Raw genomic sequence first — 26042 nt, 5'->3', positions numbered from 1 at the left:
TTGCGCTGGGATATTTTCGCCAGCGCGCTAAGGTTTACTGGTGACGGTGACGCCAGCGCAAAAACGCGGCGATAACGGCAAAAATGAGGCAGCCCGTGAGGAAGGGCACCAGGCCAAAAATCGTCCCGACGCCCAGCCCAATCTCTACCCGTGGTCGACCTGTATCCTGTACCTGCATCAAATGCTCATAGATGCCCGGCGCATGAACCAGCAGGTTTAAAAGCTGCGCCCCGGCCCAGAAGCAAAACAGTACAAATACGGCGTAAGCAATATTTCCTGGCGCAGAGGAGGTTTCTCGATGTTTCCCGCTGAACAGCGATTTTGAGAGAGTGAAATCAGCCATAAAGACCTCCAGGATGATCGGCTACGATCTGGCGTTATGCCATCGGCTTACTGTGAAGTCTGACAGGTCATTGCGTTTGTCAATATCAGAATCATGGTAATTTCACATCTGGAATGTATACACCGCGTAAATTTTTGTTATTTGTCACAAAACTGCAACTTTAATAAAAATAAATTAACATTTTAAGAAATTCCGTATCCCCCACAGACTCGCCCGCAAGAAGTATGTAAAAATATGTTTTTGTTATTGTTAACATGTCGGAGTCGTTATGCGTTTGCCTGTAAAAATTCGTCGTGACTGGCACTACTATGCCTTTGCTATTGGCCTTATCTTTATTTTGAACGGCGTAGTGGGATTGCTGGGGTTTGAGGCGAAAGGATGGCAAACCTATGGCGTTGGGCTGATAACATGGATTATCAGCTTCTGGCTGGCGGGGCTTATCATTCGTCGGCGCGAAGATGATAAGGCAAAAGACGCCCGATAAACGTAGCGCTACCGGGCGTGCGTTATTACATCGTGGTTTTTAAGGCGTTATCCGCCGCATGGCGTTCCAGCGCCAGCTCAATCAGGCGGCTGATCAAATCGGTATAGCCCAGGCCACTCGCCTGCCAGAGTTTTGGATACATACTGATATTGGTAAAACCTGGCAGCGTATTAATCTCGTTAATCACTACCTCATTCTCTGGCGTTAAAAAGACATCGACACGAGCCATGCCCGCGCAACCCAGCGTCTGATAGGCCTGAATCGCGATTGCGCGGATCTTGTCATTCACCCCGGAAGGGATCTGCGCAGGCACGACAACTTGTGCGCCATTATCATCAATATACTTGGTATCGTAGGCGTAAAATTCGCTATTCAGTACGATTTCGCCGCAGGTACTGGCCTGCGGGCTATCGTTACCTAATACGGCGCATTCGATCTCGCGCCCTTTGATCCCTTGTTCCACGACTACTTTATGATCGAATTCAAAGGCCAGCGCGACCGCCTGCAGGTATTGCGCTTCGTTAGCGACTTTACTTACGCCGACCGAAGAGCCCTGATTGGCGGGCTTAACAAACAGCGGCAGTCCCAGGCGGGATTCCATCTCGGCAAAGCTAAACGCGTGGCGGTTCGCTCGGGTGAGAGTAATAAACGGGGCGATATTTAGTCCTGCATCGCGCAGCAGCCGTTTGGCAACGTCTTTATCCATGCAGGCCGCAGAGCTCAAAACGTCTGAACCGACAAACGGTAAGTTTGCGACGCGCAGCATCCCTTGCAATGAGCCGTCTTCACCCAGCGTACCGTGGACGATAGGAAAAATTACATCTATCGTCGGTAGCGGCTGCCCGTTCTGGGCGTTAATCAATTGCTGTTCGTGTTTGCCAGGCACCTGTGCCAGACTGATTGCCGAAGGACGTAGCGCGATATGTGCCGGATCGTCTGCATTCTGCAAATAATTTTCCGCATCGTTAACATGCCATTGCCCCGCCTTATCTATCCCTAACAGCACGACGTCGAAGCGGGTTTTATCGATCGCATCAACGATATTTTTCGCTGATTGCAAAGACACTTCATGTTCCGCCGATTTGCCGCCAAATACTATTCCTACCCGCAATTTCGCCATCTTAAAAACCCATTCCATCGAATGCAAAGCGTATACATTACCACGACAAAACGCGGGTTTCGCGGGCTTCTGCCATAATCTTTAAGGGATGTGAGAACGGAGGCCGCGTGAAAGGTAAGGGGTTTCTGATTATTGTGCTGTTGGGCGGCATTGGCGGGCTGGGATATTGTTGCCTTCCTTCTTATTATAATCCTTTTTCTCCGCTACAACTTTCCGATCCGCCAGGCTGGATCACTACATTCAAACTACAGCGCCTTACGCCGCCGCAGTGCCGGCAACTTTTGACGGCGGCCAATCAACAGGGATTAATTTCATCACAACCTGTGGCGGATAGCGCTGGCGAATGTCCCTTAACCCATGTAGTGCGCGTCAGAGATTTTGGTCAGGTAAAATTGAGCAGTAGTTTTTTAGCCTCCTGCCCATTGGCGCTGAGTTCCGCGCTGTTTGTCGAACAGCAGGCAAAATCCTTAACAGAAACCTGGATGAAGCGCCGCCTGATCCGGATCGAACATCTGGGCAGCTATGCCTGCCGTAATATTTATCACCGTTCGGATGCGCGCCGTAGCGAACATGCAGGCGCAGAAGCGCTGGATGTCAGCGGATTTCAACTGTCGGATGGCCGGAAAATCACCGTCCTGCGAGGCTGGAAGCGTGAAGAGACGGGGCCCTGGCTGCGCGCTATGTTAAACGCCAGTTGCCATTATTATGGTAATGGGCTCGGACCTGACTATAACGCTGCTCATGCTAACCATTTTCATCTTGGGATGCGTGGCTACGGCGTGTGTCGTTAAAGTATAAACGTCTGGACTATGCGCCTATATAATATGAGATATTTCACAAAAATGATGAACAGGAAGACAAAATAGCAAAATGTGACATACCGCACCTCTGGAACCACCAGAAAAAAGATAGCTTGCTAAGCTAGCGCGTATTTTCAGCTACTTATCGTTACGAGTCTTATGGAATCCTGGAGAGTTAATCTAATTTCCGTCTGGTTTGGCTGTTTTTTTACCGGGCTGGCAATCAGTCAAATCCTGCCATTTTTACCCCTTTATATTTCCCAGCTTGGCGTTTTTTCCCATGAGGCATTATCAATGTGGTCCGGGTTAACGTTTAGCATCACGTTTCTTATTTCCGCCATTGTATCGCCAATGTGGGGCAGCCTGGCCGATCGTAAAGGGCGTAAACTTATGCTGTTGCGCGCGTCGCTTGGGATGGCGATAGCTATTTTTCTCCAGGCATTCGCGACCCATGTCTGGCAACTCTTCCTGCTGCGCGGAATCATGGGCTTAACGTCAGGCTATATCCCCAATGCTATGGCGCTGGTGGCCTCTCAGGTCCCGCGCGAACGTAGCGGCTGGGCGCTCAGTACGCTTTCTACCGCGCAGATTAGCGGCGTCATCGGCGGGCCGTTAATGGGCGGTTTCGTCGCGGATCATATTGGTCTGCGAGCGGTCTTTTTGATTACCGCCATGCTGATGGTAGTGAGCTTTCTGGTCACTCTGTTTTTAATTAAAGAAGGCGTGCGCCCGGTCATCAAGAAAAGCGAACGTCTGAGCGGTAAAGCCGTTTTTGCGTCGTTACCTTATCCTGCGCTAGTGATCAGTTTGTTTTTTACCACAATGGTCATTCAACTCTGTAATGGCTCCATCAGTCCAATCCTGGCGCTGTTTATCAAATCAATGATGCCGGACAGTAATAACTTAGCCTTTCTTAGCGGATTAATTGCCTCTGTGCCCGGTATCTCCGCGCTTATCTCCGCGCCTCGTCTGGGAAAACTTGGCGACAGAATCGGCACGGAAAGAATTCTGATGAGCACGCTTATCTGTGCGGTACTGCTTTTCTTCGCTATGTCCTGGGTAACCACGCCGTTCCAGTTGGGGTTGCTACGTTTCTTGCTGGGCTTTGCCGATGGCGCGATGTTACCCGCCGTACAAACATTGTTGGTGAAATACTCCAGTGACCAAATTACCGGACGTATTTTTGGCTACAACCAGTCATTTATGTACCTGGGTAACGTGGTAGGACCGTTGATGGGTGCGACGGTATCGGCGATGGCGGGTTTCCGTTGGGTTTTTATCGTCACTGCGGCGATCGTGCTGATCAACATTGGGCAACTGACCCTGGCGTTACGTCGGCGGCGTAACGCGCAAAAAGCGAAAGCCCAATAGATTTGTATCGTAACGGTGCTCCAGCCGTTACGATATGGTTTAAATTAAAAGATATATTCTTCAGCAGTGAAATTTTTCTATAGATAGTATAACTTTAAATTATGAGATAGCGTGATTATTTGTTTTTGATGGTTTATTATCGTCTCGTTTACGGCTTGAGAAACGTTTCGCTGCGGCGATGGTGACAATTATTTGTGTAAATTTCTTCCTGTATCATAAAAATAGTACTTTCAGCCTCTAGGCAGTGGTTCTTCATAGTGATAACGTCACCCTGGAACTAATAAGGAAATATGGTCATGAAAAATCTCATAGCAGAGTTGTTGCTTAAGCTAGCCCAAAAAGAAGAAGAGTCGAAAGAATTGGTTGCTCAGGTAGAAGCGTTAGAGATTATCGTTACAGCAATGTTACGTAATATGGCGCAAAGCGAGCAACAGATGTTGATACGTCAGGTAGAGGGGGCGCTTGAAGGCGTAAAGCCGGATGCCAGCGTTCCTGATCACGATACGGAATTGCTGCGCCAGTATGTAAAAAAGTTGCTGAGACATCCCCGGCACTAATCGTAATTAAAAAAAAACATGGTTGTTATAACGTTACTTTTATGAAATAACCATAGCCGCTTCGTTTTTATTTTGCTCTGTATTAAACAGAAGAAAATAAAAACGAAGCGGCTATGGTAATAACAGTGTAATGCTGTGCGTTGTTCTTCTCTATCATGCTGGTACGGCTATGAATAATCGAATTGCACATGAGCCTACGGTTTGTCAATCAATAAAATATACATTGAGAAAGGTAAGTAATACTTTTATTGTCGGGTGGTATTTTTGCCAGTAGCAGCCAGACTTATATAAAGTCCCTGGGATATTCCTCAAAGGGGCAATGTATAGGGTGTACTCTGACAAAAGGATGGTGCTATGAAAATAACTTTACTGGTAACTTTACTTTTTGGCCTGGTCTTTTTAACTACAGTCGGCGCTGCCGAGAAACCGTTAACGCCGCAACAGCAGCGCATGACCACCTGTAATCAGCAGGCGACAGCGAAGGCGTTGAAAGGCGATGCGCGTAAAACTTACCTTAGCGACTGTCTGAAAAACAGTAAATCAGCTCCTGGTGAGAAAAGCCTGACGCCGCAACAGCAGAAAATGCGTGAATGCAATGTCCAGGCGACGGAACAATCGCTGAAAGGCGACGACCGCAGCAAGTTTATGAGCGCTTGCCTGAAAAAAGCGGCGTAGTGCTATCGGGTGAGCCTCGACAAACGCTCACCCGAAATCTCATACTCCCTCCATGCGCTCTGTTCTTATAATTTGGGAAAATGTTTCTAAATATTCCCAAAAATAATGAATGATGAAAATTTTTACCGAAAAGCGCTTGAAGAGGCGGTAGCGCCAGCAGACCCTCCTGATGATCATCAGCGTTCCGGGTTGCGCTTTGCACGGCGCATCAGGCTACCGCGCGCCGTGGGGTTAGGGGGAATGTTTTTACCCGTGGCCGCAGTGTTAGTGTCGTAACACGTCTCCGGAGGTTGGTGGTTATTGCTGGTCGGCTGGTCTTTTGTCTGGCCGCAGCTGGCCTGGCAGTGGGCGACGAAAGCACCCGATCCGCTACAGCAGGAAATTTATAACCTGAAAGCGGATGTGATCCTCACTGGCATGTGGATCGCGCTGATAGGCGTAAATATGTTGCCTGCCGCTGCGCTGTTTAGGATGATGAGCATGAATCTGATAGGCGCTGGCGGGCTGCGGTTATTCTTTGCCGGAAGGGGGCTTTTTCTGGCGTCATGTCTGGCGACGTTACAGCTTACCGGGCTACCCATCGCTATGCGAAGCTCGTCGCTGGAAGTCACGCTCTCTTTGCCTGTTATTGTGCTGTATCCGCTCCTGTTTGCTTGAGCAAGTTATCAGACAGCCATTAAATTAGCGGAGCATAAGCGACGATTGCAGGATATGAGCTCGCGGGATGGCATGACCGGCGTCTATAACCGACGGCATAGGGAAATTTTATTACGTAATGAATCCGATCACTGCCGACGCCACTATCAGGAGGCGACATTGCTGATTATCGATATCGATCATTTTAAGAGCATTAACGATACCTGGGGCATGGTATTGGGGATGAGACTATTATCGCCCTGACGCGTCAATTACAGATAACGTTACGTGGGAGAGATATTATTGGGCGCTTCGGTGGCGACGAGTTTGCGGTGATTATGTGCGGAACGTCGGCAAATAGCGCGATTACTGCCCTGTCGCGCGTGCATGAGCGGTTGAATACATTACGCTTGCCGGGCGCTCCACAGGTAATGCTACGTATCAGCGTAGGCGTGGCGCCGTTAACGCCACAAATCGGTTATTATCGGGGATGGCTAAAGTCTGCAGATATGGCGCTTTATAAAGCAAAGAATGCCGGACGTAACCGCACCGAAGTGGCGGCATGACGTCCAGCCGGGCCTCAGGATTTACTGAGCGCCTCTGATTTCTCCATACACTTCGTCATCGCTTCTATTACCGCGGCGCGGAACCCACGTTCTTCCAGAACGCGTACTGCTTCAATCGTCGTTCCGCCAGGCGAACATACCATATCTTTCAGTTCGCCGGGATGTTTTCCGGTTTCGAGTACCATTTTTGCCGTTCCCATGACGGCCTGCGCGGCGAATTTATAAGCCTGAGCGCGAGGCATACCGCCCAGAACAGCGGCGTCCGCCATCGCCTCGATAAACATAAAGACATAGGCTGGAGAAGAGCCGCTCACGCCAACCACCGGATGGATCATTGGCTCAGCAATCACTTCCGCCTCGCCAAAACAGCGGAAAATATTCAGTACATCAGCTGTATCTTCCGGCGTTACCAGCGCATTGGGTGTGACGGAGGTCATCCCGGCGTTGACCAGCGATGGCGTATTCGGCATGGCGCGAATAATTTTACGGTCGTGCCCCAGCGCACGCGCAAGCTGATCAAGCGTTACGCCTGCGGCAATAGAGACCACCAGAGAGTCTTTGTTCAGGCTGGAGGAAATTTCACTCAGCACTTTTACCATAATGCCCGGTTTTACCGCGCCGAAAACGATATCCGCGATCTGAGCGACTTCCTGCGCGTTTTGTGCCGCATTAATGCCGTACTGGTCATGCAGGGCGGCAACTTTATCGGGGGAGGGGGTGTAGACCCAGATTTGACCGGGAAGCACCTGACCGCTGGCAATGAGCCCGCCAAGAATAGCTTTGCCCATATTACCGCAGCCAATAAAACCGATTTTCTTCTCCATCTCGTCACTCCCTATGTTTGTGTGTTATGGGGAAGGAGTAGCTTAACGCGGATTGAAAACGGGCAGAAGGAGAAACAGCACTTTGACGAAAGACAAAAGCGCGAGACAATAAACGATTGTATACCGTAAGGGAGACATTATGACTATCTGGGTGGATGCGGATGCGTGTCCGAATTTTTGTATCGTGCCGCCGAGCGGATGCAGCTACCGCTTATTCTGGTTGCAAATCAGGCTTTGCGCGTGCCGCCTTCGCGTTTTATCCGCACGCTTCGCGTAGCCGCCGGATTCGACGTGGCTGATAATGAAATCGTGCGTCAATGCGAAACGGGCGATCTGGTTATTACTGCGGATATCCCTTTGGCGGCTGAAGTACTGGAAAGAGGCGCCGCGGCGCTTAATCCTCGTGGAGAACGCTATAGCGAAGCCACGATTCGCGAACGTCTGACGATGCGTGACTTTATGGACACGCTACGCGCCAGCGGCGTACAAACGGGGGGACCAAACAGTCTCTCGCCGCGTGATCGTCAACATTTTGCCGCTGAGTTGGATAAGTGGTGGCTGGAAATTCAGCGTAAAAAATAAATCTTGTAATGAAAATTTTACACTTCATTCATTCGTAATTCTTGTTATAGTACTAATATCGTGAAGTTAGTATCTTTATGTAAATTATTATTTACGTATCCGCGTTGTACTAGTTTGGTGATATGATTACAACATTGCTGATATCAAATCCTGCGTATGCGCAGCTCCCGGGGGAACGCTTGCTATGATGCAACCTCTTTATCTTGTTGGCCCGCGAGGTTGTGGGAAAACCACCATCGGTATGGCGCTGGCGCAGGCAACCGGTTTCCGATTTACGGATACCGATCGCTGGCTGCAATCGTATGCGCAGATGAGTGTTGCTGATATCGTTGAAAAAGAGGGCTGGGAAGGATTCCGCGTCCGGGAAACGACAGCCCTGGAAGCGGTAAGCGCGCCTTCGACAGTCGTTGCGACAGGGGGCGGTATTATTCTCACGGAATATAATAGACGTTATATGCGCCGTGTTGGCGTAGTGATTTATCTTTGTGCGCCGGTAGCAACGTTGGTTAATCGGCTTGAGGCTGAACCTGAAGTGGAGTTGCGTCCGACCCTAACCGGGAAGCCGTTGAACGAAGAGGTTCGGGAAGTGCTTGACCAGCGTGACGCGCTGTATCGCGAAACGGCGCATTACATTATTGACGCGACGAAAGCGCCGACCCAGGTCGTTTCTGAAATTATGGCGGCGCTACCGACGTCGACGCAACGGTTACAGGGAGATGTCTATACTTAACGCTCACCCAGAATAAAGGAAACGCTATGCCAACCAGACCACCTTATCCGCGGGAAGCTTATATCGTCACCATTGAAAAAGGCGCGCCGGGCCAGACGGTGACGTGGTATCAGCTACGGGCTGACCATCCGAAACCTGATTCGCTTATTAGCGAGCATCCGACCGCAGAAGAAGCGATGGATGCGAAAAAACGTTATGAAGATCCGGATAAATCATAGCCGCATGAATGACTCGGAAGGGATTCTGAGTACCCTTAAATTGTATCTCCATCACATTTTTGAAACATTTATACTAACAACTAAAACCGTAAATTAAGCGATAACAATATAGTACTGGAATTATTTGGAATCTTTACACAATACGTTGCTCATCTGCTGCTACGCTTTTTGAGATTTGTAGGGCAGGTAGCGCGGTGGTCGTGTAAATATTTGCCTGGGAATTACGACGAAGTTAAGAAGGTGGAGTAAAAATGAGTGCGTCGTTGGCAATCCTCACAATCGGCGTTGTGCCAATGAGCGAAGTGTTACCGCTTCTGACGGAATACATCGACGAACAACACATCACCCATCACAGCCTGCTGGGAAAAATGAGCCGGGAAGACGTTATGGCGGATTACGCCGTAGAGCCTGGCGACGATCCGCTTCTGACATTGTTGAATGATAACCAGATAGCTCATGTTTCCCGCCAGAAAGTAGAGCGAGACTTGCAAAGCGTTGTCGAGGTGCTGGATAACCAGGGTTATGATGTCATTATACTGATGAGCACCGCCGTGATTAAAAGCATGGCTGCCCGCAATACTATTTTGCTTGAACCGTTGCGTATAATTCCACCGCTTGTCGCCTCTATTGTGGATGGGCATCAGGTCGGCGTTATTGTGCCAGTTGCAGAGCTTCTGGCGGCGCAGGAAAAAAAATGGCAGGTATTACAAAAACCGCCGGTTTATTCACTGGCGAATCCGGTTCACGGTTCTGAGCAACAGTTAATTGATGCCGGGCAGGCGCTACTGGATCAAGGCGCGGATGTTATTATGCTTGATTGTCTGGGCTTTCATCAGCGTCATCGGGATATCTTACAGCAGGCGTTGGATGTGCCGGTTTTACTCTCTAATGTTTTGATTGCGCGGTTGGCTTCAGAACTGCTTGTTTAATTTCACGTGACAGGCCGAACATCAGGACTCTATATTAGTTGTTAATTTCATAACGAGACGGGGCCTGTTTATGCTACAAAGCAATGAATACTTTTCCGGGAAAGTGAAGTCTATTGGATTTACCAGCAGTAGCACCGGTCGGGCCAGCGTCGGCGTGATGGCGGAAGGGGAGTATACCTTTGGCACCGCCGAACCAGAAGAGATGACGGTTGTGAGCGGTGCGTTAAAGGTACTGCTGCCGGGGACTGTCGAATGGAAAGTGTATACGGCAGGTGATGTGTTTAACGTGCCTGGTCACAGCGAGTTTCATCTACAGATTGCTGAGCCCACCTCGTATCTGTGTCGCTATTTGTAAGGATGAGTCCCCTCTTCGACAGAGAGGGGCTCTCTTATTAGCGTTGCGCTTCGCCGCCTAATCCTTCCACCAGGCTTTGAACCAGCGCCGCTAGCTCGCCGGTCATCAGGATAAAGTCCGCGTCAAAACGCAGGGCAAAGTCTTCCCGGTCGATATCTTCATTCTGATCGCGCAGTTCATCGCAGAATTTCAGACGCTTAATAGAGCCGTCGTCGCACATCACGAACTGAATGCGCTGTTGCCAGTCGAGCGCCAGCTTCGTTACCACTTTACCCGCTTCAATATGAACGGCGATCTCGTCGCTGACCAGATCCTGCTTTTTCGCCCGGATCACGCCGCCATCTTCCAGCATCGCTTTCAATTCGGCTTCATCCAGCAACTGGAAGCCCTGGGCGACCGTACCGGAACGCACCCACTCTGTGAGCGTCAATTCAATCGGGTTTTCCAGCGCCAGCGGGACGACCGGTAGCGAGCCGAGACTTTTACGCAGCAGCGCCAGCGTATCTTCCGCTTTTTTCGCGCTGGAGCAGTCAACCATAATCAGGCCGTTAACGGTATCAATCCACATCATCGTCTGGCTGAAGCGGCTAAACGCGCGCGGCAGCAACGAGTGCAGTACTTCATCCTTCAGGGAGTCTTTTTCCGTCTTCTTCAGCTTGCGTCCCTGATCGGCTTCCAGTTTCTGGATTTTCGCTTCCAGCGCCTGTTTAATTACCGGCGATGGCAGAATTTTCTCTTCTTTGCGCGCGCAAATAATAATTTGGCCATTGGCGGTGTGCGTTAACGCATCGCTGTGAGAGCCCATCGGCGGAACCCAGCCCATTTTGGCCATATCCTGGCTACCGCATGGGGTAAACGTCATTGAGGCGAGCTGTTTCTCCATCTCTTCGGCGCGCAATGCGATATCGCGGCTAAGACGATAAACCATTAAATTTTTGAACCACAGCATGATAATTTCCACGGCCTTGTCGTTAAATCCAGGCGGTATAGTAACGAATTGTCGGCAGGCTTGCATTGCCAATCAGAACGGTGGGTTCTACCCTATTGATATTCCCAAAAAATGAGGAGCGGTATGTGCGTATTGGTATCGATTTAGGAGGCACAAAAACGGAAGTCATTGCGCTTGACGATGCAGGAGAACAGCGGTTTCGCCATCGTCTGCCTACGCCGCGGGACGATTATCAACAAACGATAGAAACCATCGCTGCGCTGGTCGACATGGCGGAACAGGCGACCAGCCAGACCGGCAGCGTCGGCATTGGCATTCCTGGTTCTATCTCGCCTTACACCGGCGTCGTGAAAAATGCTAACTCTACGTGGCTTAACGGCCAGCCATTCGATAACGATGTAAGCCGTCGTCTGAAGCGTGAAGTGCGGTTAGCTAACGATGCCAATTGCCTGGCGGTATCAGAGGCGGTAGATGGCGCGGCGGCGGGGGCGCAAACGGTATTTGCGGTGATTATCGGTACCGGGTGCGGCGCGGGCGTAGCGCTAAATGGCCGGGCGCACATCGGCGGCAACGGTACGGCAGGCGAATGGGGCCACAATCCGTTGCCGTGGATGGATGACGATGAGTTGCGTTACCGTGAAGAAATTCCCTGTTATTGCGGTAAACAAGGCTGTATCGAAACCTTTATTTCCGGTACGGGATTTGCCACGGATTACCAGCGTCTGAGCGGTAAGCTGCTAAAAGGCGATGAGATTATTCATCTGGTCGAAACGCAGGACGCAGTGGCGGAGCTGGCGTTAAGTCGTTATGAGCTACGGCTGGCGAAAGCGTTAGCTCACGTCGTGAATATTCTGGATCCGGATGTCATTGTGCTGGGCGGCGGTATGAGCAATGTTGAGCGCCTGTACAAGACGGTTCCGTCGCTGATGAAATCGTTTGTTTTTGGCGGCGAATGCGAGACGCCGGTACGTAAGGCGCGGCATGGCGATTCGAGCGGCGTGCGCGGCGCGGCCTGGCTGTGGCCGTTGGCATAACGTTTTGGGCCGGATGGCGCGTCATCCGGCAACAGGCGTGACCGATGGCAGCTTGTGTTTTAGACGTCCGTATACCAGCAACGACGACATGGCGGAAAACGATAGCAGGGCGGCGGGAAGCGCCACGTAGTGGTACGCAAAATCTAGCGTCAGCATCAGCCCGCCGCACCAGGCGCCAATCGCGCTACCGAGATTAAACGCGATTTGCCCTCCCGCCGCGCCCAGAAGTTCGCCGCCTTTGGCGTTTTGTAGCAGCAAGATTTGCAGCGGCGCAGAGAGCGCAAACAGACCAGCGCAGCAGATAAACGCGAAAGTCAGCGATGCCGTTTTGTATCCGCCGAAGAAAAAGAGCGCCGCGAGAGAGCATACGATAACGAGGTCAGTCACTACCGCGATGCGCAGCGGAGTATATCTGCCGGAGAGTTTGCCGCTTAACAGATTGCCTAACACCATCCCCAGCCCGACCAGCATCATAATAAACGTCATGCTCGTCTCCGAAAAACCGGAGATGTACATCATAAATGGCTTGATATAGCTAAACCAGGCAAAGACGCCCGCATTGCCGAACATCGTGGCGGCGAAAATAAGCCACGGCGCGGGGCTACGCAGGAAATGGAACTGCTCGCGCAGGCTGCTTTTGGTTTCGTCGCGAATATCCGGCATCCAGAAGAAAATCGCGGTGAGCACGACGATATTAAAAACCGCGATCAATAAAAAGGTGTAGCGCCAGCTAAATTCCTGGCTCAGGTAAGTGCCGAATGGAATACCCACCAGATTCGCCACCGTCATCCCCGAAACCATACCCGCGACGGCGGCGGTGACTTTCCCTGGACGGATAATCTTTGACAAGACAATGGCGCCGACGCCAAAAAAGGCGCCGTGTGGAAAGCCGGAAACTAGCCTGCCGATAGCGAGCATCAAATAGGATGATGAAAGGGTAAACATGGCGTTGCCAATCACGCACAGAGTGACCAGAAACAGCAGAATGTGTTTTAGCGAAAAACGGTTGGAAAAAAGCGCCATTATGGGAGCGCCCAGCACTACGCCAAAAGCGTAAAACGAGATCATATACCCGGCGGCGGGAATCGCTATTCCGACATCGCGCGCCAGCTCCGTCAGCACGCCCATAATGCCAAACTCGGCCATCCCCAGTCCGAACGTACCCAGCGCCAAAGAAAAAATGACTTTTTTCATACCACCTGCCGAAAATGAAAGCGCATGTTACGCGCCGTGGCTGTGAACCGTCGCAGCCTGACAACGTATAGCTTGCGGATAAGCGCGAGGTAATACCATTCTTTATCCGTCTTTGTATATTCATTATTATGCTACGTCATGACATTCTGTTGCGCGCAGGATGGCGGCCGCGTTATTCCACGGCAAACATTTTGTCCAGTTTGCTATAACCAAGTCCGTTGATTTTTTTCACTTTTATCTGCACAGGGATACGTTCTTTCATCGCTTCCACGTGGCTAATAACGCCGATGGTCTTACCGCTGGCATTCAGCGCATCGAGCGCATCCAGCGCGGCGTCCAGCGTTTCGCTATCGAGCGTGCCGAAGCCTTCGTCGAGGAACAAAGAGTCAATGCGCGTTTTATGGCTGACCAAATCTGATAACGCCAGCGCCAGCGCCAGGCTAACCAGGAAACTTTCGCCGCCTGATAAGGTTCGCGTATCGCGCACTGCGTCGGCCAGCCAGGTATCCACGACCTCCAGCTCCAGCGCGTCGCTGGCTTTGCGTTGCAATAAATAACGACCATGCAGACGGGTGAGCTGATGATTCGCCAGCCAGACCAGATTATCCAGCGTCAGCCCTTGGGCGAATTTGCGGAACTTATCGCCCTCTTTAGAGCCGATTAGCGCATTGAGGTAACCCCAGTCTTCAACCTCCAGGGAAGCCTTTGCAATTTCCGCCATCAACGCCCGTTGGTGCTGCCGATTATCGGCATCCTGCTTAATTTGCTGGCGGATTTCCCCCTGGCGTGTCGTGTTTTCACGCAGTTGTTGCGCCAGTTGTGTCAGCTTCTGCGAAAGTTGTTCCGCCGTGCAGGTTGGGTTCAGCCCAGCGGGTGACTGTTGCTGATGGTCAGCCAGCGTTTGCGCAGACTGTACGCTTAACGCCTTCGCTTGCTGTAGCTGGCTTTCCAGCGCCTGTTGTTGTTTTTCCAGGCAGGTTAAGGTCTCTTCATCCAGCAACGCAGCCAGGAACGCGGTCTGGCTGTCAAAGGGACTATTTTTTAACGCTGCGTCAAAATGCACGGTCGCCTCGGTCGCGCGCTGCTGCTCTTGCGTCGCCTGCTGCTGTAAGGTTTGCAACTGGCTTTGTAACGATACGCACTCATCATGCGCCTGCCGCCAGTTATCCAGCGGCACGTCGTCGTCGATATCAACGGTGCCCATCTGCGGTAGCGTCTCCAGCAATGGGGCAAGCCGATCGAGCTGCGTTTGCAAATCCGCGAGCTCAGTTTGACGCTGTTGCCACATTTTCGCTTCGTCAGCGCGGTCACTCAGCCACGTAGCCTCATCTTCTGGCGCAGGAAGGGAAAGCTTATACAGCGCTAAGTCGGCCGTCAGCGATGCCTGACGCTGCGCAATCTGCGCGGTAAACCGCGCTACCTGTTCGGTATGCGCGGCGATTTGCGTTTGTAGAGCATGACGCTGGCTTAGCTGATCCAACTGCTGCTCATGTTCTTCCGCCCCGGTCAGCCAGCCAGAGAGGTCCTCCTGCGGCTGAAGCTGAACGCTCAGGGCGGCGCATAACGTTTGCCATTCCTCAGTAAGCGCTTGCTCCTCCAGCAAAAGCGACCGCGCCTCGCTTTCATCCCGTTGTACTTGTTGCGTTAAAGCATCTAACTGGCCTCGCAGCGCCGCGCCTTCTTCCGCCAGTGTGTTGACCTCTTTTTCCAGCGCGTCGCGTCGTGCTTGATTCGCGCTCACTTCCAGAGCCTGATAGGCGTCAATAGCGGGGTGCGTCGTTGAGCCGCAAAGCGGACACGGCTGACCGGGCTGTAAGCGCGCCCGCTGGCCTTCCAGATCTTTGATGCGTGCTTCCTGCTCGCAAATGGTGCGAACGTCCGCAAGTTCCTGCGCTTTGGCTTTATAACTCAGGCGTTTATCCGCCAGGCGTTGAGTGTATTGCGTCTGTTCCTGTTGATGGCGCGTGATAGCCGCCTGTAGCTGCGCCTGACGCTTTTGTTTCGGGGTAATTTGCCCCTGAAGCGCGGCGAGACGCTGGCGTAGCGGACGCTGCTGGGTATGTAACGCCCTGGCTTCCGCCAGCGCTTGTGGCGTGAGGTCGAGCGCAAGCGGCGGTAGCGCGTCGAGCTGACGCGTATCGGACATCAGTTGCCGTTGCCATTGGCTTAATTGCGCCCGTTCGTTGGATTGTTGTGTTAATAATGCTCGCCAGCCAGCCAGTTCGCTACGCCACACGCGGATGCCGTCGTGTTCCGTCAGCCATGTTTTCAGCCGCTGCCGTGTGGCGTCCAGTTGCGTGAATTGCCGATACGCGCAGGCGCGGATACGCAGGCGCAGGCGATACGCGCTTTGTAAGCGAGCGTTCACTTCATTAATTTGTTGGCGAACCCGCTCAACGGCGGTAGTTTGTTCCTGAATACGCTCCCAATGCGGGCGCAACTGGCGAGCAGGTTGCGCCAGAGTCAGCGCCGCGAGCTGCGGCTGCGCTTTTTCTCGCGCCTCTTGCGCTTCGTATAGTGACTGTTGCCGGGCGCGTAACTCAGCGTGGAGTTCGTTTTTTCGTGTCAGCCAGTGAAGATGCTGCTGCTGCGTATGTTGGCTGGCCAGCAGACGTTTCTCTTCATCAGTAAGCGCCTGCAAACTGGCTACGAGTTGCTGTAACTGTTCTTCTGCCAGCAGCGCGACGCCGCTTACCTGCGCCTGTAACTTTTCCAGTTCGAGACGGGCCGTTTTATGTTTTTCAAATACCTGCGCGGAGATCTGCCCGTAAATCTCCGTGCCGGTGAGCTCCTCCAGAAGCTCTGCGCGCTCTTTCGCTTTGGCGTTAAGAAAGGCGGCGAACTGCCCCTGTGATAACAACATCGAACGGGTAAAACGCCCGTAGTCCAGCCCGGTCAGGGTGGCGATCATCTCCAGTTTATCTTTTACCTTATCGGCAACGATTTTTCCGTCGGCACATCGCGCCAGCTCTACGCGTGGGGCCTGGAGATTACCGTCAGGCTGATTTCGTGCGCGATTCTGGCTCCAGAAGGCGCGCCAGGCTTCGCCTTTTACCTCAAACTCCACTTCGGCCAGACATTCCGCCGTATCGCGCGTCATCAAATCGTTTTGCGACTGAGATACCGTATTCAGACGCGGCGTTTCGTGGTACAGCGCCAGACAGATGGCATCAAGCAAGGTGGTTTTCCCTGCGCCGGTTGGGCCGGTAATGGCGAATAACCCATTACTGGCAAACGGTTCGGCGGTAAAGTCGACCTTCCATTCTCCTTTCAGCGAGTTCAGGTTTTTCAGCCGCAGACTGAGAATTTTCATGCTTCATGCTCCTCATTCAACGCGTAGAGCGTGCTGGAAAAGAGCTGATTTAGGCGCTCGCGCTGTAGAGCGTCTAATGCTTCCAGCGCCAGACGCCGTGCAAAAACCTCTTCCACGCTAAGTTCGCTTAGCGTTTCCCGCCGTTCGTTCGCCAGCGAGCGCTCACGCTGTTCGCGGCTACGACGCACCAGTAACACTTCTACGGGCAACGACTCCGTTAATGTTTTTATTTTTCTTTGTATATCATGCAGATAATCATCAGTGGTGATTTCAATATCCAGCCAGACGGGGGGCGATTGCTTAACGCCGCGCCACTGCTCAAGCTGTTCAGTAATTGACGCCAGATCGCCTTTTAAAACCGCCAGTGGTTGGCTAACGGGAATGGGGAGACTTTCGGTACTTTGCCATTTCCCCTGTTCGAACGTCACCAGATGCACGCATTTGCTTTTGCCGCATTCATCAAAGCTGAGTGCGATGGGGGAGCCGCAATAGCGGATATGTTCTGTGCCGCCGACACATTGCGCGCGGTGGATGTGTCCTAGTGCGATATAATCCGCTGGTGGGAAATGCTGCGCCGGAAAGGCATCCAGCGTACCGATATAAATGTCGCGTACCGCATCGCTTTTGCTGGCGCCGACAGTAGTTAAGTGCCCTGTCGCGATAACCGGCAAGTTCCGTTCGCCGCGTAGCAGGCACGCTTCCTGGTACTGTTGTTGATAATAATCGGCAATCGCATGAAGAAGCTGCTGTTGTTTCTCGCTGCCGGACAGCCCCGCCTGACTGGTAATAATGTCGCGCGGGCGCAAAAAGGGAATGGGGCACAGCACGGCGCCGGGAGAACCATCGCGGCGATGAAGCAGTTGCGGCGCGTAGCCCGCGCTGGCGATCACGGTTGTATTGAGAAACGCCAGAATTTCGCGCGACTCATTTAGCGTGGCGACGGAGTCATGATTACCGGCCAGCACCACCAGCTGGCAGCCTGTTTGCTGTAAATTAACGACAAAACGGTTATAAAGTTCTCGTGCATAGCTTGGCGGGGAACCGGTATCAAAAATATCGCCCGCGACAATAATGGCATCCACCTGCTGTGACTGTGCGGTATCCAGCAGCCAGTCGAGAAAAGCCTGATGCTCCGCGGCGCGGCTTTTGCTGTAGAAATTTTGTCCCAGATGCCAGTCAGAGGTGTGGAGGATGCGCATAATAGTTCCATGCAAAAAAGCGTGAACGGGATTATACACGTCATCTCCTTCCTTTTTGGGTGCAATTTACCGCTGGAACACGGTAAAGGAATGTTTCAACTGTGTCATAAATCATCAACATGCTGTCAATGCCGCCCCTTTTTTCATAAATCTGTCATAAATCTGACGCATAATGGCGCGGCATTGATAACTAACGACTAACAGGGCAAATTATGGCGAGACGTATTCTGGTCGTAGAAGATGAGGCGCCGATCCGTGAAATGGTGTGCTTCGTGCTCGAACAAAATGGCTTTCAGCCCGTAGAAGCCGAAGATTATGACAGTGCAGTGAATAAACTTAATGAACCCTGGCCGGATCTCATCCTCCTTGACTGGATGTTACCTGGCGGGTCAGGGTTACAGTTTATTAAACATCTCAAACGTGAATCCATGACCCGGGATATTCCTGTGGTTATGCTGACGGCGAGAGGTGAAGAAGAAGATCGGGTGCGCGGGCTGGAAACCGGCGCCGATGATTATATTACCAAGCCGTTTTCCCCCAAAGAGTTGGTGGCGCGCATCAAGGCCGTTATGCGGCGCATCTCGCCGATGGCGGTTGAAGAGGTGATTGAGATGCAGGGACTGAGTCTTGATCCTGGCTCTCATCGCGTGATGACCGGCGACAATCCGCTGGATATGGGGCCGACCGAATTTAAATTACTCCATTTCTTTATGACACATCCGGAACGGGTTTACAGTCGTGAACAACTGCTCAACCATGTCTGGGGCACCAATGTGTACGTTGAAGACCGGACGGTCGACGTGCATATTCGCCGTTTGCGTAAGGCGCTGGAGCACAGCGGCCACGACCGGATGGTGCAAACGGTACGCGGGACAGGGTATCGTTTTTCGACCCGCTTTTAATGCCTTTTCCGCCAGCAGATCAGAGGATTATGGCGGAGAAGGCTTTCCATTCTTGAGGGAGTATGACGCGTGCTGGAACGGCTGTCATGGAAAAGGCTGGTGCTGGAGCTAGTGCTCTGCTGCATCCCCGCGCTTATCCTTAGCGCTTTTTTAGGTTATCTGCCGTGGTTTTTACTGGCGGCGGTGACGGGACTGCTTGCCTGGCATTTCTGGAATTTATTACGTCTCTCCTGGTGGCTTTGGGTCGACAGAAGTATGACGCCGCCGCCCGGACGGGGAAGTTGGGAGCCGCTGTTATACGGTTTACACCAGATGCAGTTGCGAAATAAAAAGCGCCGCCGCGAGCTGGGGAACCTGATTAAGCGCTTTCGTAGCGGCGCGGAGTCGCTGCCCGATGCGGTGGTACTGACTACAGAAGAAGGCGGTATTTTTTGGTGTAACGGTTTGGCGCAACAGCTACTGGGGCTACGCTGGCCGGATGACAACGGACAGAATATTCTCAACCTGCTGCGCTACCCGGAGTTTACCCAGTATTTAAAAGCGCGTGATTTAAGCCGTCCGCTCCATCTGGTGCTGAATACCGGGCGACATCTGGAGATCCGTGTCATGCCTTATACCGATAAGCAGCTCCTGATGGTGGCGCGCGATGTTACGCAAATGCATCAGCTTGAAGGCGCCAGGCGTAACTTTTTCGCCAACGTGAGCCATGAGCTGCGCACGCCATTGACGGTATTGCAAGGCTATCTGGAAATGATGCAGGAACAGACGCTGGAGGGGGCGACGCGAGAGAAAGCGCTGCATACGATGCGCGAGCAAACGTATCGTATGGAAGGACTTGTAAAACAATTACTTACGCTGTCTAAAATTGAGGCGGCCCCGGTGCTGTTATTAAATGAAAAGGTGGATGTGCCGATGATGCTGCGCGTCGTGGAGCGTGAAGCGCAGACGCTAAGCCAGAATAAGCATACCTTTACGTTTGAGGTCGACGATAGTCTTAACGTTCTGGGCAACGAAGAGCAGTTGCGCAGCGCGATTTCAAACCTGGTGTATAACGCGGTAAACCATACGCCGGCGGGAACGCATATTACGGTGAGCTGGCGACATGTCGTGCATGGCGCCGAGTTTTGTGTGCAAGATAACGGCCCCGGGATTGCCGCTGAGCATATTCCTCGTCTGACTGAACGCTTCTACCGTGTCGATAAAGCGCGTTCGCGGCAAACGGGCGGCAGCGGCCTGGGGTTGGCGATTGTGAAACATGCTCTGAATCATCATGAAAGCCGCCTGGAAGTCGACAGTTCGCCTGGTAAAGGAACGCGATTTAGCTTCGTACTGCCGGAACGTTTAATTGCCAAAAATAGCGATTAATTGCCTTTCGTAAGTATAACTTTCCATAAGTCAGCGGATGCTGGCTTATTTTCTTTGCAGTTATTACGGGCTCGCTGAAACTTTCAACGTCTGGTGGTTTTTTGTTCGCATGATTAGCCATAACTTTTTCATGAGAATGGTGTTTTATTCTGGTTGTAAATTTCATATCGCTATATTCATCTGGTTTTTAGATCCCACCTTGCTTTAAAACGTTATAAGCGTTTAAATTGCGCTCCAGGTGCTGTCATTACGACTGCATTTGCGCGGTCAATCGAAAAACAATTCTTCGCCGCATCGGTCCGGGAGTTTTTCCCGCTGAAATTGATAAAAAACGCCGTTTTATAATCCTTCGGGAAAGGCAAAAATTTTAATGTTTACAACATCACCATCCACAGGCAGTAAGACTTTATGACCCATCAGTTAAAATCGCGCGATATCATCGCTCTGGGCTTTATGACATTTGCGCTGTTCGTTGGCGCAGGCAATATTATCTTTCCTCCAATGGTCGGTTTGCAGGCGGGTGAACACGTCTGGACAGCGGCTATTGGCTTTCTGATTACCGCCGTTGGTCTACCGGTTCTTACCGTTGTAGCGCTGGCGAAAGTCGGCGGCGGTGTAGACAGCCTGAGTACGCCGATTGGTAAAGTGGCGGGCATCCTGCTGGCGACCGTTTGTTATCTGGCTGTCGGGCCGTTATTTGCGACGCCGCGTACCGCGACGGTGTCGTTTGAGGTCGGTATCGCCCCGTTGACTGGCGGTTCTGCAATGCCGTTGCTGATTTACAGCCTGGTTTATTTCGCTATCGTTATTCTGGTTTCCCTCTATCCGGGTAAACTGCTGGATACGGTAGGGAATTTTCTGGCGCCGTTAAAAATTATTGCGCTGGTCATTCTTTCCGTCGCGGCTATCGTCTGGCCTGCCGGCCCAATCAGCAATTCCCTGGATGCTTATCAGAATACGGCTTTTTCTAACGGATTTGTGAACGGCTATCTGACAATGGATACGCTGGGCGCGATGGTGTTTGGTATCGTGATTGTGAACGCGGCGCGTTCTCGTGGCGTTACCGAAGCGCGCCTGTTGACGCGTTACACGGTCTGGGCCGGCCTGATGGCGGGCGTAGGGCTGACGCTGCTTTACCTTGCCTTGTTCCGCTTAGGATCTGACAGCGCGACGCTGGTCGATCAGTCAGCGAACGGCGCGGCGATTCTTCATGCCTACGTTCAGCATACCTTTGGCGGCGCGGGAAGCTTCCTGCTGGCGGCGCTGATCTTTATCGCTTGTCTGGTGACGGCGGTGGGGCTGACCTGCGCCTGCGCGGAATTCTTCGCGCAGTATATTCCGCTGTCTTACCGGACGCTGGTCTTCATCCTCGGCGGCTTCTCTATGGTGGTGTCAAATCTGGGGCTGAGCCATCTGATTCAAATATCTATTCCTGTGCTGACGGCTATTTATCCGCCGTGTATCGCACTGGTGGTATTAAGTTTCACCCGCTCATGGTGGCATAATTCCACTCGCGTCATCGCACCGGCAATGTTTATCAGTCTGCTTTTTGGTATTCTTGACGGCATCAAAGCATCTGCCTTTGGCGATGTGCTGCCAGCCTGGAGTCAGAGTTTACCGCTGGCGGAACAGGGACTGGCGTGGTTGATGCCAACGGTAGTGATGGTGATCCTGGCGATTATCTGGGATCGCTCGGCGGGTCGACAGGTGACTTCCAGCGCTCACTAAAATCGCTGACATATGTGTACACCACGGGGCTTAACGCCCCGTGGTTTTTTATTGTGTTGATAGGTCTGAAATTGATGGAAAGCAATAATAAGCTAAAGCGTGGGCTGAGCACCCGGCACATTCGCTTTATGGCATTGGGTTCGGCAATTGGCACCGGCCTGTTTTACGGCTCGGCGGACGCCATCAAAATGGCGGGGCCGAGCGTGCTATTGGCCTATATTATTGGCGGGGTCGCGGCATATATCATTATGCGCGCATTGGGGGAAATGTCCGTTCACAACCCAGCCGCCAGTTCATTTTCACGCTATGCGCAGGAAAACCTCGGCCCGCTGGCGGGCTATATTACCGGCTGGACCTACTGTTTTGAGATCCTGATCGTCGCCATTGCCGACGTGACCGCGTTCGGTATTTACATGGGCGTCTGGTTCCCCGCCGTGCCGCACTGGGTTTGGGTTCTTAGCGTGGTGCTGATCATTTGCGCCATCAACCTGATGAGCGTCAAGATATTTGGCGAGCTGGAGTTCTGGTTCTCCTTCTTCAAAGTCGCCACCATTATTATCATGATTGCCGCGGGCATCGGCATCATTGTCTGGGGAATTGGCAATGGCGGGCAGCCCACCGGCATTCATAACCTGTGGAGCAATGGCGGGTTCTTCAGCAATGGCTGGCTGGGAATGATCATGTCGCTGCAAATGGTGATGTTCGCTTATGGCGGGATTGAAATTATCGGTATCACCGCCGGGGAAGCGAAAGACCCGGAGAAATCTATTCCGCGAGCCATTAACTCGGTACCGATGCGTATCCTGGTATTCTATGTCGGTACGCTGTTCGTCATTATGTCTATCTATCCGTGGAATCAGGTCGGCACGGACGGTAGCCCGTTTGTTCTGACGTTCCAGCATATGGGGATTACGTTTGCCGCCAGCATTCTGAACTTTGTGGTATTGACTGCCTCGCTTTCCGCTATCAACTCCGATGTGTTTGGCGTAGGCCGAATGCTGCATGGTATGGCGGAGCAGGGGAGCGCGCCGAAAATCTTTGCCAAAACTTCACGCCGCGGTATTCCGTGGGTTACTGTGCTGGTGATGACCATTGCGCTGCTGTTTGCGGTTTATCTGAACTACATTATGCCGGAAAACGTTTTCCTGGTGATTGCTTCGCTGGCGACGTTCGCGACGGTATGGGTGTGGATTATGATCCTGCTGTCGCAAATTGCCTTCCGTCGCCGCTTACCGTTGGAAGAGGTAAAAGCGCTAAAATTTAAGGTGCCTGGCGGCGTCGCCACGACGATAGCTGGTTTGATTTTCCTGGTCTTCATTATTGCGCTTATCGGCTACCATCCTGATACCCGCATCTCGCTATATGTGGGGTTCGCCTGGATTGTTCTGCTGCTGATTGGCTGGACGTTTAAACGCCGTCGCGACCGTCGGTTGGCGCAGGCGTAGTCATTTTTTGCAGCCTTATCCGGCCTACCGTAGGCCGGATAAGCGTAGCGCCATCCGGCAACCTCCTCCTCGCGTCTCCTCCCCCTAATAAACCATCGAATGATGAGTTATCCTTTAAATCCCTGTGGCAAGGTGGCTTTTTTTCAGCAGAGGGGATACGTGATGTTAAACGCCTGGCACCTACCGGTTGCTCCGTTTGTTAAGCAACACAACGATAAATTGACCATTACGTTGTGGCTGAGCGGAGAAAATCTGCCTTCTCGCGTGACGTTGCGCTCAGAATTCGATAATGAAGAAATCTCACTGGCGATGCGCAAACAACGCCGTCAACCGCAGCCGGGCGTGACGGCGTGGCGAGCCACGCTCGGTATCGCATCAGGACAGCCCCGTCGTCGCTACAGCTTTAAATTGCTTTGGCATGACCGCCAGCAGTGGTTTACGCCGCAGGGATTTAGCCGTTTTCCGCCTGCGCGTCTGGAACAGTTTGCGGTTGATGTGCCGGATAGCGGACCACAGTGGGTTGCCGATCAAATTTTTTATCAGATCTTCCCGGATCGCTTTGCCCGCAGCGAGACGCGTGAAGCAGAGCAGGACAGAGTATATTACCATCATGCCGCTGGCCGGGAAATTGTCCTGCGCGACTGGAATGATCCCTTAACCACACAGGCAGGCGGTTCTACGTTCTATGGCGGCTGTCTGAACGGCATTTGCGAGAAGCTGCCGTATCTGAAAAAACTGGGCGTGACGGCGCTGTATCTGAATCCGGTATTTACCGCGCCAAGCGTCCATAAGTACGATACGGAAGATTATCGTCATGTCGATCCGCAATTTGGCGGCGATCAAGCACTGTTACGTCTGCGGCGTGAAACGCAAGCGCAGGGAATGCGGCTGGTGCTGGACGGCGTATTTAACCATAGCGGCGACTCGCATGCATGGTTTGACAGACATAAATGCAGCACTGGCGGCGCGTGTCATCATCCGGACTCGCCGTGGCGCGACTGGTACTCCTTTTCACCAGAAGGCGTGGCGCTGGACTGGCTGGGTTATCCGAGCCTGCCGAAACTCGATTATCAATCAGAAACGCTGGTGGAGGAGATCTATCGCGGTGAGGACAGTATTGTTCGTCACTGGCTAAACGCGCCGTGGAATATGGACGGCTGGCGCCTGGATGTCGTGCATATGCTGGGCGAGGCGGGCGGCGCGCGCAAAAACTTGCAGCACGTCGTCGGTATTACCCAGGCGGCAAAAGAGGCGCAGCCCGAAGCCTATATTGTAGGAGAGCATTTTGGCGATGCGCGGCAGTGGCTACAGGCCGATGCGGAAGATGCCGCCATGAATTATCGCGGCTTCACCTTCCCGCTGTGGGGATTCCTCGCCAATACCGATATCGCTTACGAGCCGCAGCATATTGATGCCCGGATCTGTATGGCGTGGATGGATAACTACCGCGCCGGATTATCGCACCAGCAACAACTGCGCATGTTTAATCAACTCGACAGTCATGATACCGCGCGTTTTAAAACCCTGCTGGGGAAAGATGTGGCACGTTTGCCATTGGCAGTGGTTTGGCTGTTTACCTGGCCCGGCGTGCCGTGTATCTATTACGGAGATGAAGTGGGCGTAGACGGCGCGAATGACCCGATGTGTCGCAAACCGTTCCCGTGGGATGAAAGTAAGCAGGACGGTAACTTGCTGGCGCTGTATCAGCGTATGACGAAACTGCGCCAGCGCAGTCTGGCGCTGCGTCGCGGCGGATGTCAGGCGCTGTATGCCGAAGGTGACGTAGTGGTGTTCGTGCGGGTTTATCAGCAGCAGCGGGCACTGGTAGCGATTAATCGGGGCGAGGCCTGTGAGGTGGCGCTGGAAGCTTCGCCGTTGCTTAACGTGGCCGGATGGCAATGTAAAACGGGAAGGGGGAACATTAGCGAAGGGATACTTACTCTGCCCGTAATTTCCGCGACGGTATGGATGAATTGTTGAGACGCTGTGGCTCGTAAAACAGCACGCGTAAAAAAGGCTCGCTATCGCGAGCCTTTCGTCAATATACTGGCTTACAGGCTGGAAATGTTCTCAGCCAGGTATTTAGCCACGCCGTCCGGAGAGGCGTTCATGCCTTCTTTTCCTTTTTCCCACTGTGCCGGGCAGACATCGCCGTGCTCTTCGTGGAACTGCAGCGCGTCGACCATACGCAGCATTTCGTCGATATTACGCCCCAGCGGCAGATCGTTTACGACCTGGTGGCGAACAATACCGTTAGCGTCAATCAGGAAAGAGCCGCGCAGCGCAACGCCTTCGTCCGGATGTTCGATACCGTAAGCTTTCTGTATTTCACGCTTCACGTCAGCGACCATCGCGTATTTCACCGGGCCAATGCCGCCTTTATCGACAGGGGTGTTACGCCATGCGTTGTGGACGAATTCAGAGTCGAAAGAAACGCCGACCACTTCAACGCCGCGCTTCTGGAATTCTTCATAACGTTTATCAAATGCAATCAGCTCAGACGGGCAAACAAAAGTGAAGTCCATCGGCCAGAAGAACAGAACGGTCGTTTTACCATTGGTGTGCTGTTTGAAGTTGAACTTATCAACAATTTCACCGTTACCCAGTACCGCTGCAGCGGTGAAATCCGGGGCCTGACGAGTAACCAGTACCATAATAATTCTCCTGCAATATTAAAGGTTTTAGAACGCAACGCGGGCAGTATAGGAAGGGCGAAGCGACAA

Annotated in this window: 24 protein-coding genes and 2 pseudogenes; 18 read left to right on the top strand and 8 right to left on the bottom strand. The window is 52.4% G+C overall.

The window, feature by feature from the left end; all coding sequences use genetic code 11:
* Positions 1-34: 34 nt before the first annotated feature.
* Positions 35-343 carry a YaiY family protein gene (locus F4V61_RS07020; RefSeq protein WP_000763138.1) on the bottom strand — a complete coding sequence of 103 codons (309 nt, stop codon included), beginning with the start codon at positions 341-343 and terminating at the stop codon, positions 35-37.
* Between the two features lie 268 nt (positions 344-611).
* Here F4V61_RS07020 and F4V61_RS07015 point away from each other — a divergent pair, with 268 nt between their 5' ends.
* Complete coding sequence (locus F4V61_RS07015) at positions 612-827, top strand: DUF2754 family protein (protein WP_001239238.1); 216 nt, start codon at positions 612-614, stop codon at positions 825-827.
* Positions 828-852: 25 nt separating this feature from the next.
* On the opposite strand, the gene ddlA is transcribed toward F4V61_RS07015, so the two are convergent.
* The gene (gene ddlA / locus F4V61_RS07010) at positions 853-1947 is read right to left on the bottom strand and encodes a D-alanine--D-alanine ligase (RefSeq protein ID WP_001096583.1); all 1095 of its coding nucleotides are present in this window, start codon (positions 1945-1947) and stop codon (positions 853-855) included.
* Between the two features lie 77 nt (positions 1948-2024).
* On the opposite strand from ddlA, the gene F4V61_RS07005 reads away from it, so the two are divergent.
* From F4V61_RS07005 to F4V61_RS22795, 6 genes and pseudogenes are all read left to right on the top strand, one after another.
* Positions 2025-2738: an extensin-like domain-containing protein gene (locus F4V61_RS07005; protein ID WP_058345709.1), complete on the top strand. Its 714-nt coding sequence runs from the start codon at positions 2025-2027 to the stop codon at positions 2736-2738.
* A gap of 168 nt (positions 2739-2906) precedes the next feature.
* Positions 2907-4118 (top strand): multidrug efflux MFS transporter, encoded by a 1212-nt coding sequence (locus F4V61_RS07000; RefSeq protein WP_038397818.1) that lies wholly within the window; start codon positions 2907-2909, stop codon positions 4116-4118.
* A gap of 296 nt (positions 4119-4414) precedes the next feature.
* Positions 4415-4675, top strand: coding sequence for an anti-adapter protein IraP (iraP, locus tag F4V61_RS06995; protein ID WP_000792983.1), 261 nt, complete (start codon positions 4415-4417; stop codon positions 4673-4675).
* Between the two features lie 354 nt (positions 4676-5029).
* On the top strand, positions 5030-5350 hold the full coding sequence (psiF, locus tag F4V61_RS06990) for a phosphate starvation-inducible protein PsiF (RefSeq protein WP_038396770.1): 321 nt from the start codon (positions 5030-5032) through the stop codon (positions 5348-5350).
* Positions 5351-5650: 300 nt separating this feature from the next.
* Positions 5651-6007, top strand: a complete 357-nt coding sequence (locus tag F4V61_RS22800; RefSeq protein ID WP_432761907.1) for an MASE2 domain-containing protein — start codon at positions 5651-5653, stop codon at positions 6005-6007.
* Between the two features lie 54 nt (positions 6008-6061).
* Positions 6062-6552: pseudogene (locus tag F4V61_RS22795) on the top strand (diguanylate cyclase).
* A gap of 14 nt (positions 6553-6566) precedes the next feature.
* Here F4V61_RS22795 and proC read toward each other — a convergent pair.
* Complete coding sequence (gene proC / locus F4V61_RS06980; RefSeq protein ID WP_000412184.1) at positions 6567-7376, bottom strand: pyrroline-5-carboxylate reductase; 810 nt, start codon at positions 7374-7376, stop codon at positions 6567-6569.
* Positions 7377-7515: 139 nt separating this feature from the next.
* Here proC and F4V61_RS06975 point away from each other — a divergent pair.
* From F4V61_RS06975 to ppnP, 5 genes and pseudogenes are all read left to right on the top strand, one after another.
* Positions 7516-7958: pseudogene (locus F4V61_RS06975) on the top strand (YaiI/YqxD family protein).
* A gap of 184 nt (positions 7959-8142) precedes the next feature.
* Complete coding sequence (gene aroL / locus F4V61_RS06970) at positions 8143-8688, top strand: shikimate kinase AroL (RefSeq protein ID WP_000983575.1); 546 nt, start codon at positions 8143-8145, stop codon at positions 8686-8688.
* A 26-nt stretch (positions 8689-8714) separates the two neighbouring features.
* A complete protein-coding gene (yaiA, locus tag F4V61_RS06965; protein ID WP_001143160.1) occupies positions 8715-8906 on the top strand; it encodes a protein YaiA in 192 nt (63 codons plus the stop codon).
* Between the two features lie 251 nt (positions 8907-9157).
* The gene (locus F4V61_RS06960; protein WP_001276439.1) at positions 9158-9835 is read left to right on the top strand and encodes an AroM family protein; all 678 of its coding nucleotides are present in this window, start codon (positions 9158-9160) and stop codon (positions 9833-9835) included.
* A 70-nt stretch (positions 9836-9905) separates the two neighbouring features.
* A complete protein-coding gene (gene ppnP / locus F4V61_RS06955; RefSeq protein WP_038396763.1) occupies positions 9906-10190 on the top strand; it encodes a pyrimidine/purine nucleoside phosphorylase in 285 nt (94 codons plus the stop codon).
* A 37-nt stretch (positions 10191-10227) separates the two neighbouring features.
* Here the strand turns inward: ppnP and rdgC are convergent, their stop codons facing one another.
* Positions 10228-11139 (bottom strand): recombination-associated protein RdgC, encoded by a 912-nt coding sequence (gene rdgC / locus F4V61_RS06950; RefSeq protein ID WP_080161087.1) that lies wholly within the window; start codon positions 11137-11139, stop codon positions 10228-10230.
* 125 nt (positions 11140-11264) lie between these two features.
* Between rdgC and mak the strand changes: the two genes are divergently transcribed.
* Positions 11265-12173, top strand: a complete 909-nt coding sequence (gene mak / locus F4V61_RS06945; RefSeq protein ID WP_038396760.1) for a fructokinase — start codon at positions 11265-11267, stop codon at positions 12171-12173.
* Positions 12174-12194: 21 nt separating this feature from the next.
* Here mak and araJ read toward each other — a convergent pair whose 3' ends face one another.
* From araJ to sbcD, 3 genes are all read right to left on the bottom strand, one after another.
* Complete coding sequence (araJ, locus tag F4V61_RS06940; RefSeq protein ID WP_080161088.1) at positions 12195-13367, bottom strand: MFS transporter AraJ; 1173 nt, start codon at positions 13365-13367, stop codon at positions 12195-12197.
* 172 nt (positions 13368-13539) lie between these two features.
* The gene (sbcC, locus tag F4V61_RS06935; protein ID WP_080161089.1) at positions 13540-16680 is read right to left on the bottom strand and encodes an exonuclease subunit SbcC; all 3141 of its coding nucleotides are present in this window, start codon (positions 16678-16680) and stop codon (positions 13540-13542) included.
* On the bottom strand, positions 16677-17879 hold the full coding sequence (sbcD, locus tag F4V61_RS06930; protein ID WP_001221241.1) for an exonuclease subunit SbcD: 1203 nt from the start codon (positions 17877-17879) through the stop codon (positions 16677-16679). The genes sbcC and sbcD overlap by 4 nt, the downstream gene beginning before the upstream one ends.
* A 212-nt stretch (positions 17880-18091) precedes the next feature.
* Here sbcD and phoB point away from each other — a divergent pair, with 212 nt between their 5' ends.
* From phoB to malZ, 5 genes are all read left to right on the top strand, one after another.
* Entirely contained in the window at positions 18092-18781 is a 690-nt protein-coding gene (gene phoB, locus F4V61_RS06925; protein WP_000113922.1) for a phosphate response regulator transcription factor PhoB, read from the top strand.
* 69 nt (positions 18782-18850) lie between these two features.
* Positions 18851-20146, top strand: coding sequence for a phosphate regulon sensor histidine kinase PhoR (gene phoR / locus F4V61_RS06920; RefSeq protein ID WP_000893650.1), 1296 nt, complete (start codon positions 18851-18853; stop codon positions 20144-20146).
* A gap of 408 nt (positions 20147-20554) precedes the next feature.
* Positions 20555-21874: a branched-chain amino acid transporter carrier protein BrnQ gene (gene brnQ, locus F4V61_RS06915; protein ID WP_038396756.1), complete on the top strand. Its 1320-nt coding sequence runs from the start codon at positions 20555-20557 to the stop codon at positions 21872-21874.
* 74 nt (positions 21875-21948) lie between these two features.
* Complete coding sequence (gene proY / locus F4V61_RS06910; protein WP_038397817.1) at positions 21949-23319, top strand: proline-specific permease ProY; 1371 nt, start codon at positions 21949-21951, stop codon at positions 23317-23319.
* A gap of 162 nt (positions 23320-23481) precedes the next feature.
* Positions 23482-25299, top strand: coding sequence for a maltodextrin glucosidase (gene malZ / locus F4V61_RS06905; protein ID WP_080152484.1), 1818 nt, complete (start codon positions 23482-23484; stop codon positions 25297-25299).
* Between the two features lie 71 nt (positions 25300-25370).
* On the opposite strand, the gene F4V61_RS06900 is transcribed toward malZ, so the two are convergent.
* The gene (locus F4V61_RS06900) at positions 25371-25973 is read right to left on the bottom strand and encodes a peroxiredoxin (RefSeq protein ID WP_000244728.1); all 603 of its coding nucleotides are present in this window, start codon (positions 25971-25973) and stop codon (positions 25371-25373) included.
* Between the last annotated feature and the right edge of the window lie 69 nt (positions 25974-26042).

Source organism: Salmonella enterica subsp. arizonae (genome assembly GCF_008692845.1).
GTDB lineage: Bacteria > Pseudomonadota > Gammaproteobacteria > Enterobacterales > Enterobacteriaceae > Salmonella > Salmonella arizonae.
Note: the sequence above shows the minus strand (reverse complement) of the source record. Positions and strands in the feature narration are given on the sequence as shown.

Excerpts from the sequence above, each read along its gene's own strand:
- F4V61_RS07020 (WP_000763138.1), bottom strand. The coding sequence starts at position 343 with ATGGCTGATTTCACTCTCTCAAAATCGCTGTTCAGCGGGAAACATCGA.
- araJ (WP_080161088.1), bottom strand. The coding sequence starts at position 13,367 with ATGAAAAAAGTCATTTTTTCTTTGGCGCTGGGTACGTTCGGACTGGGG.
- F4V61_RS07000 (WP_038397818.1), top strand. The coding sequence starts at position 2,907 with ATGGAATCCTGGAGAGTTAATCTAATTTCCGTCTGGTTTGGCTGTTTT.
- phoB (WP_000113922.1), top strand. The coding sequence starts at position 18,092 with ATGGCGAGACGTATTCTGGTCGTAGAAGATGAGGCGCCGATCCGTGAA.
- yaiA (WP_001143160.1), top strand. The coding sequence starts at position 8,715 with ATGCCAACCAGACCACCTTATCCGCGGGAAGCTTATATCGTCACCATT.
- F4V61_RS06900 (WP_000244728.1), bottom strand. The coding sequence starts at position 25,973 with ATGGTACTGGTTACTCGTCAGGCCCCGGATTTCACCGCTGCAGCGGTA.
- malZ (WP_080152484.1), top strand. The coding sequence starts at position 23,482 with ATGTTAAACGCCTGGCACCTACCGGTTGCTCCGTTTGTTAAGCAACAC.
- aroL (WP_000983575.1), top strand. The coding sequence starts at position 8,143 with ATGATGCAACCTCTTTATCTTGTTGGCCCGCGAGGTTGTGGGAAAACC.
- psiF (WP_038396770.1), top strand. The coding sequence starts at position 5,030 with ATGAAAATAACTTTACTGGTAACTTTACTTTTTGGCCTGGTCTTTTTA.
- F4V61_RS06960 (WP_001276439.1), top strand. The coding sequence starts at position 9,158 with ATGAGTGCGTCGTTGGCAATCCTCACAATCGGCGTTGTGCCAATGAGC.
- ddlA (WP_001096583.1), bottom strand. The coding sequence starts at position 1,947 with ATGGCGAAATTGCGGGTAGGAATAGTATTTGGCGGCAAATCGGCGGAA.
- sbcC (WP_080161089.1), bottom strand. The coding sequence starts at position 16,680 with ATGAAAATTCTCAGTCTGCGGCTGAAAAACCTGAACTCGCTGAAAGGA.
- rdgC (WP_080161087.1), bottom strand. The coding sequence starts at position 11,139 with ATGCTGTGGTTCAAAAATTTAATGGTTTATCGTCTTAGCCGCGATATC.
- proY (WP_038397817.1), top strand. The coding sequence starts at position 21,949 with ATGGAAAGCAATAATAAGCTAAAGCGTGGGCTGAGCACCCGGCACATT.
- sbcD (WP_001221241.1), bottom strand. The coding sequence starts at position 17,879 with ATGCGCATCCTCCACACCTCTGACTGGCATCTGGGACAAAATTTCTAC.
- F4V61_RS07015 (WP_001239238.1), top strand. The coding sequence starts at position 612 with ATGCGTTTGCCTGTAAAAATTCGTCGTGACTGGCACTACTATGCCTTT.
- proC (WP_000412184.1), bottom strand. The coding sequence starts at position 7,376 with ATGGAGAAGAAAATCGGTTTTATTGGCTGCGGTAATATGGGCAAAGCT.
- iraP (WP_000792983.1), top strand. The coding sequence starts at position 4,415 with ATGAAAAATCTCATAGCAGAGTTGTTGCTTAAGCTAGCCCAAAAAGAA.
- brnQ (WP_038396756.1), top strand. The coding sequence starts at position 20,555 with ATGACCCATCAGTTAAAATCGCGCGATATCATCGCTCTGGGCTTTATG.
- ppnP (WP_038396763.1), top strand. The coding sequence starts at position 9,906 with ATGCTACAAAGCAATGAATACTTTTCCGGGAAAGTGAAGTCTATTGGA.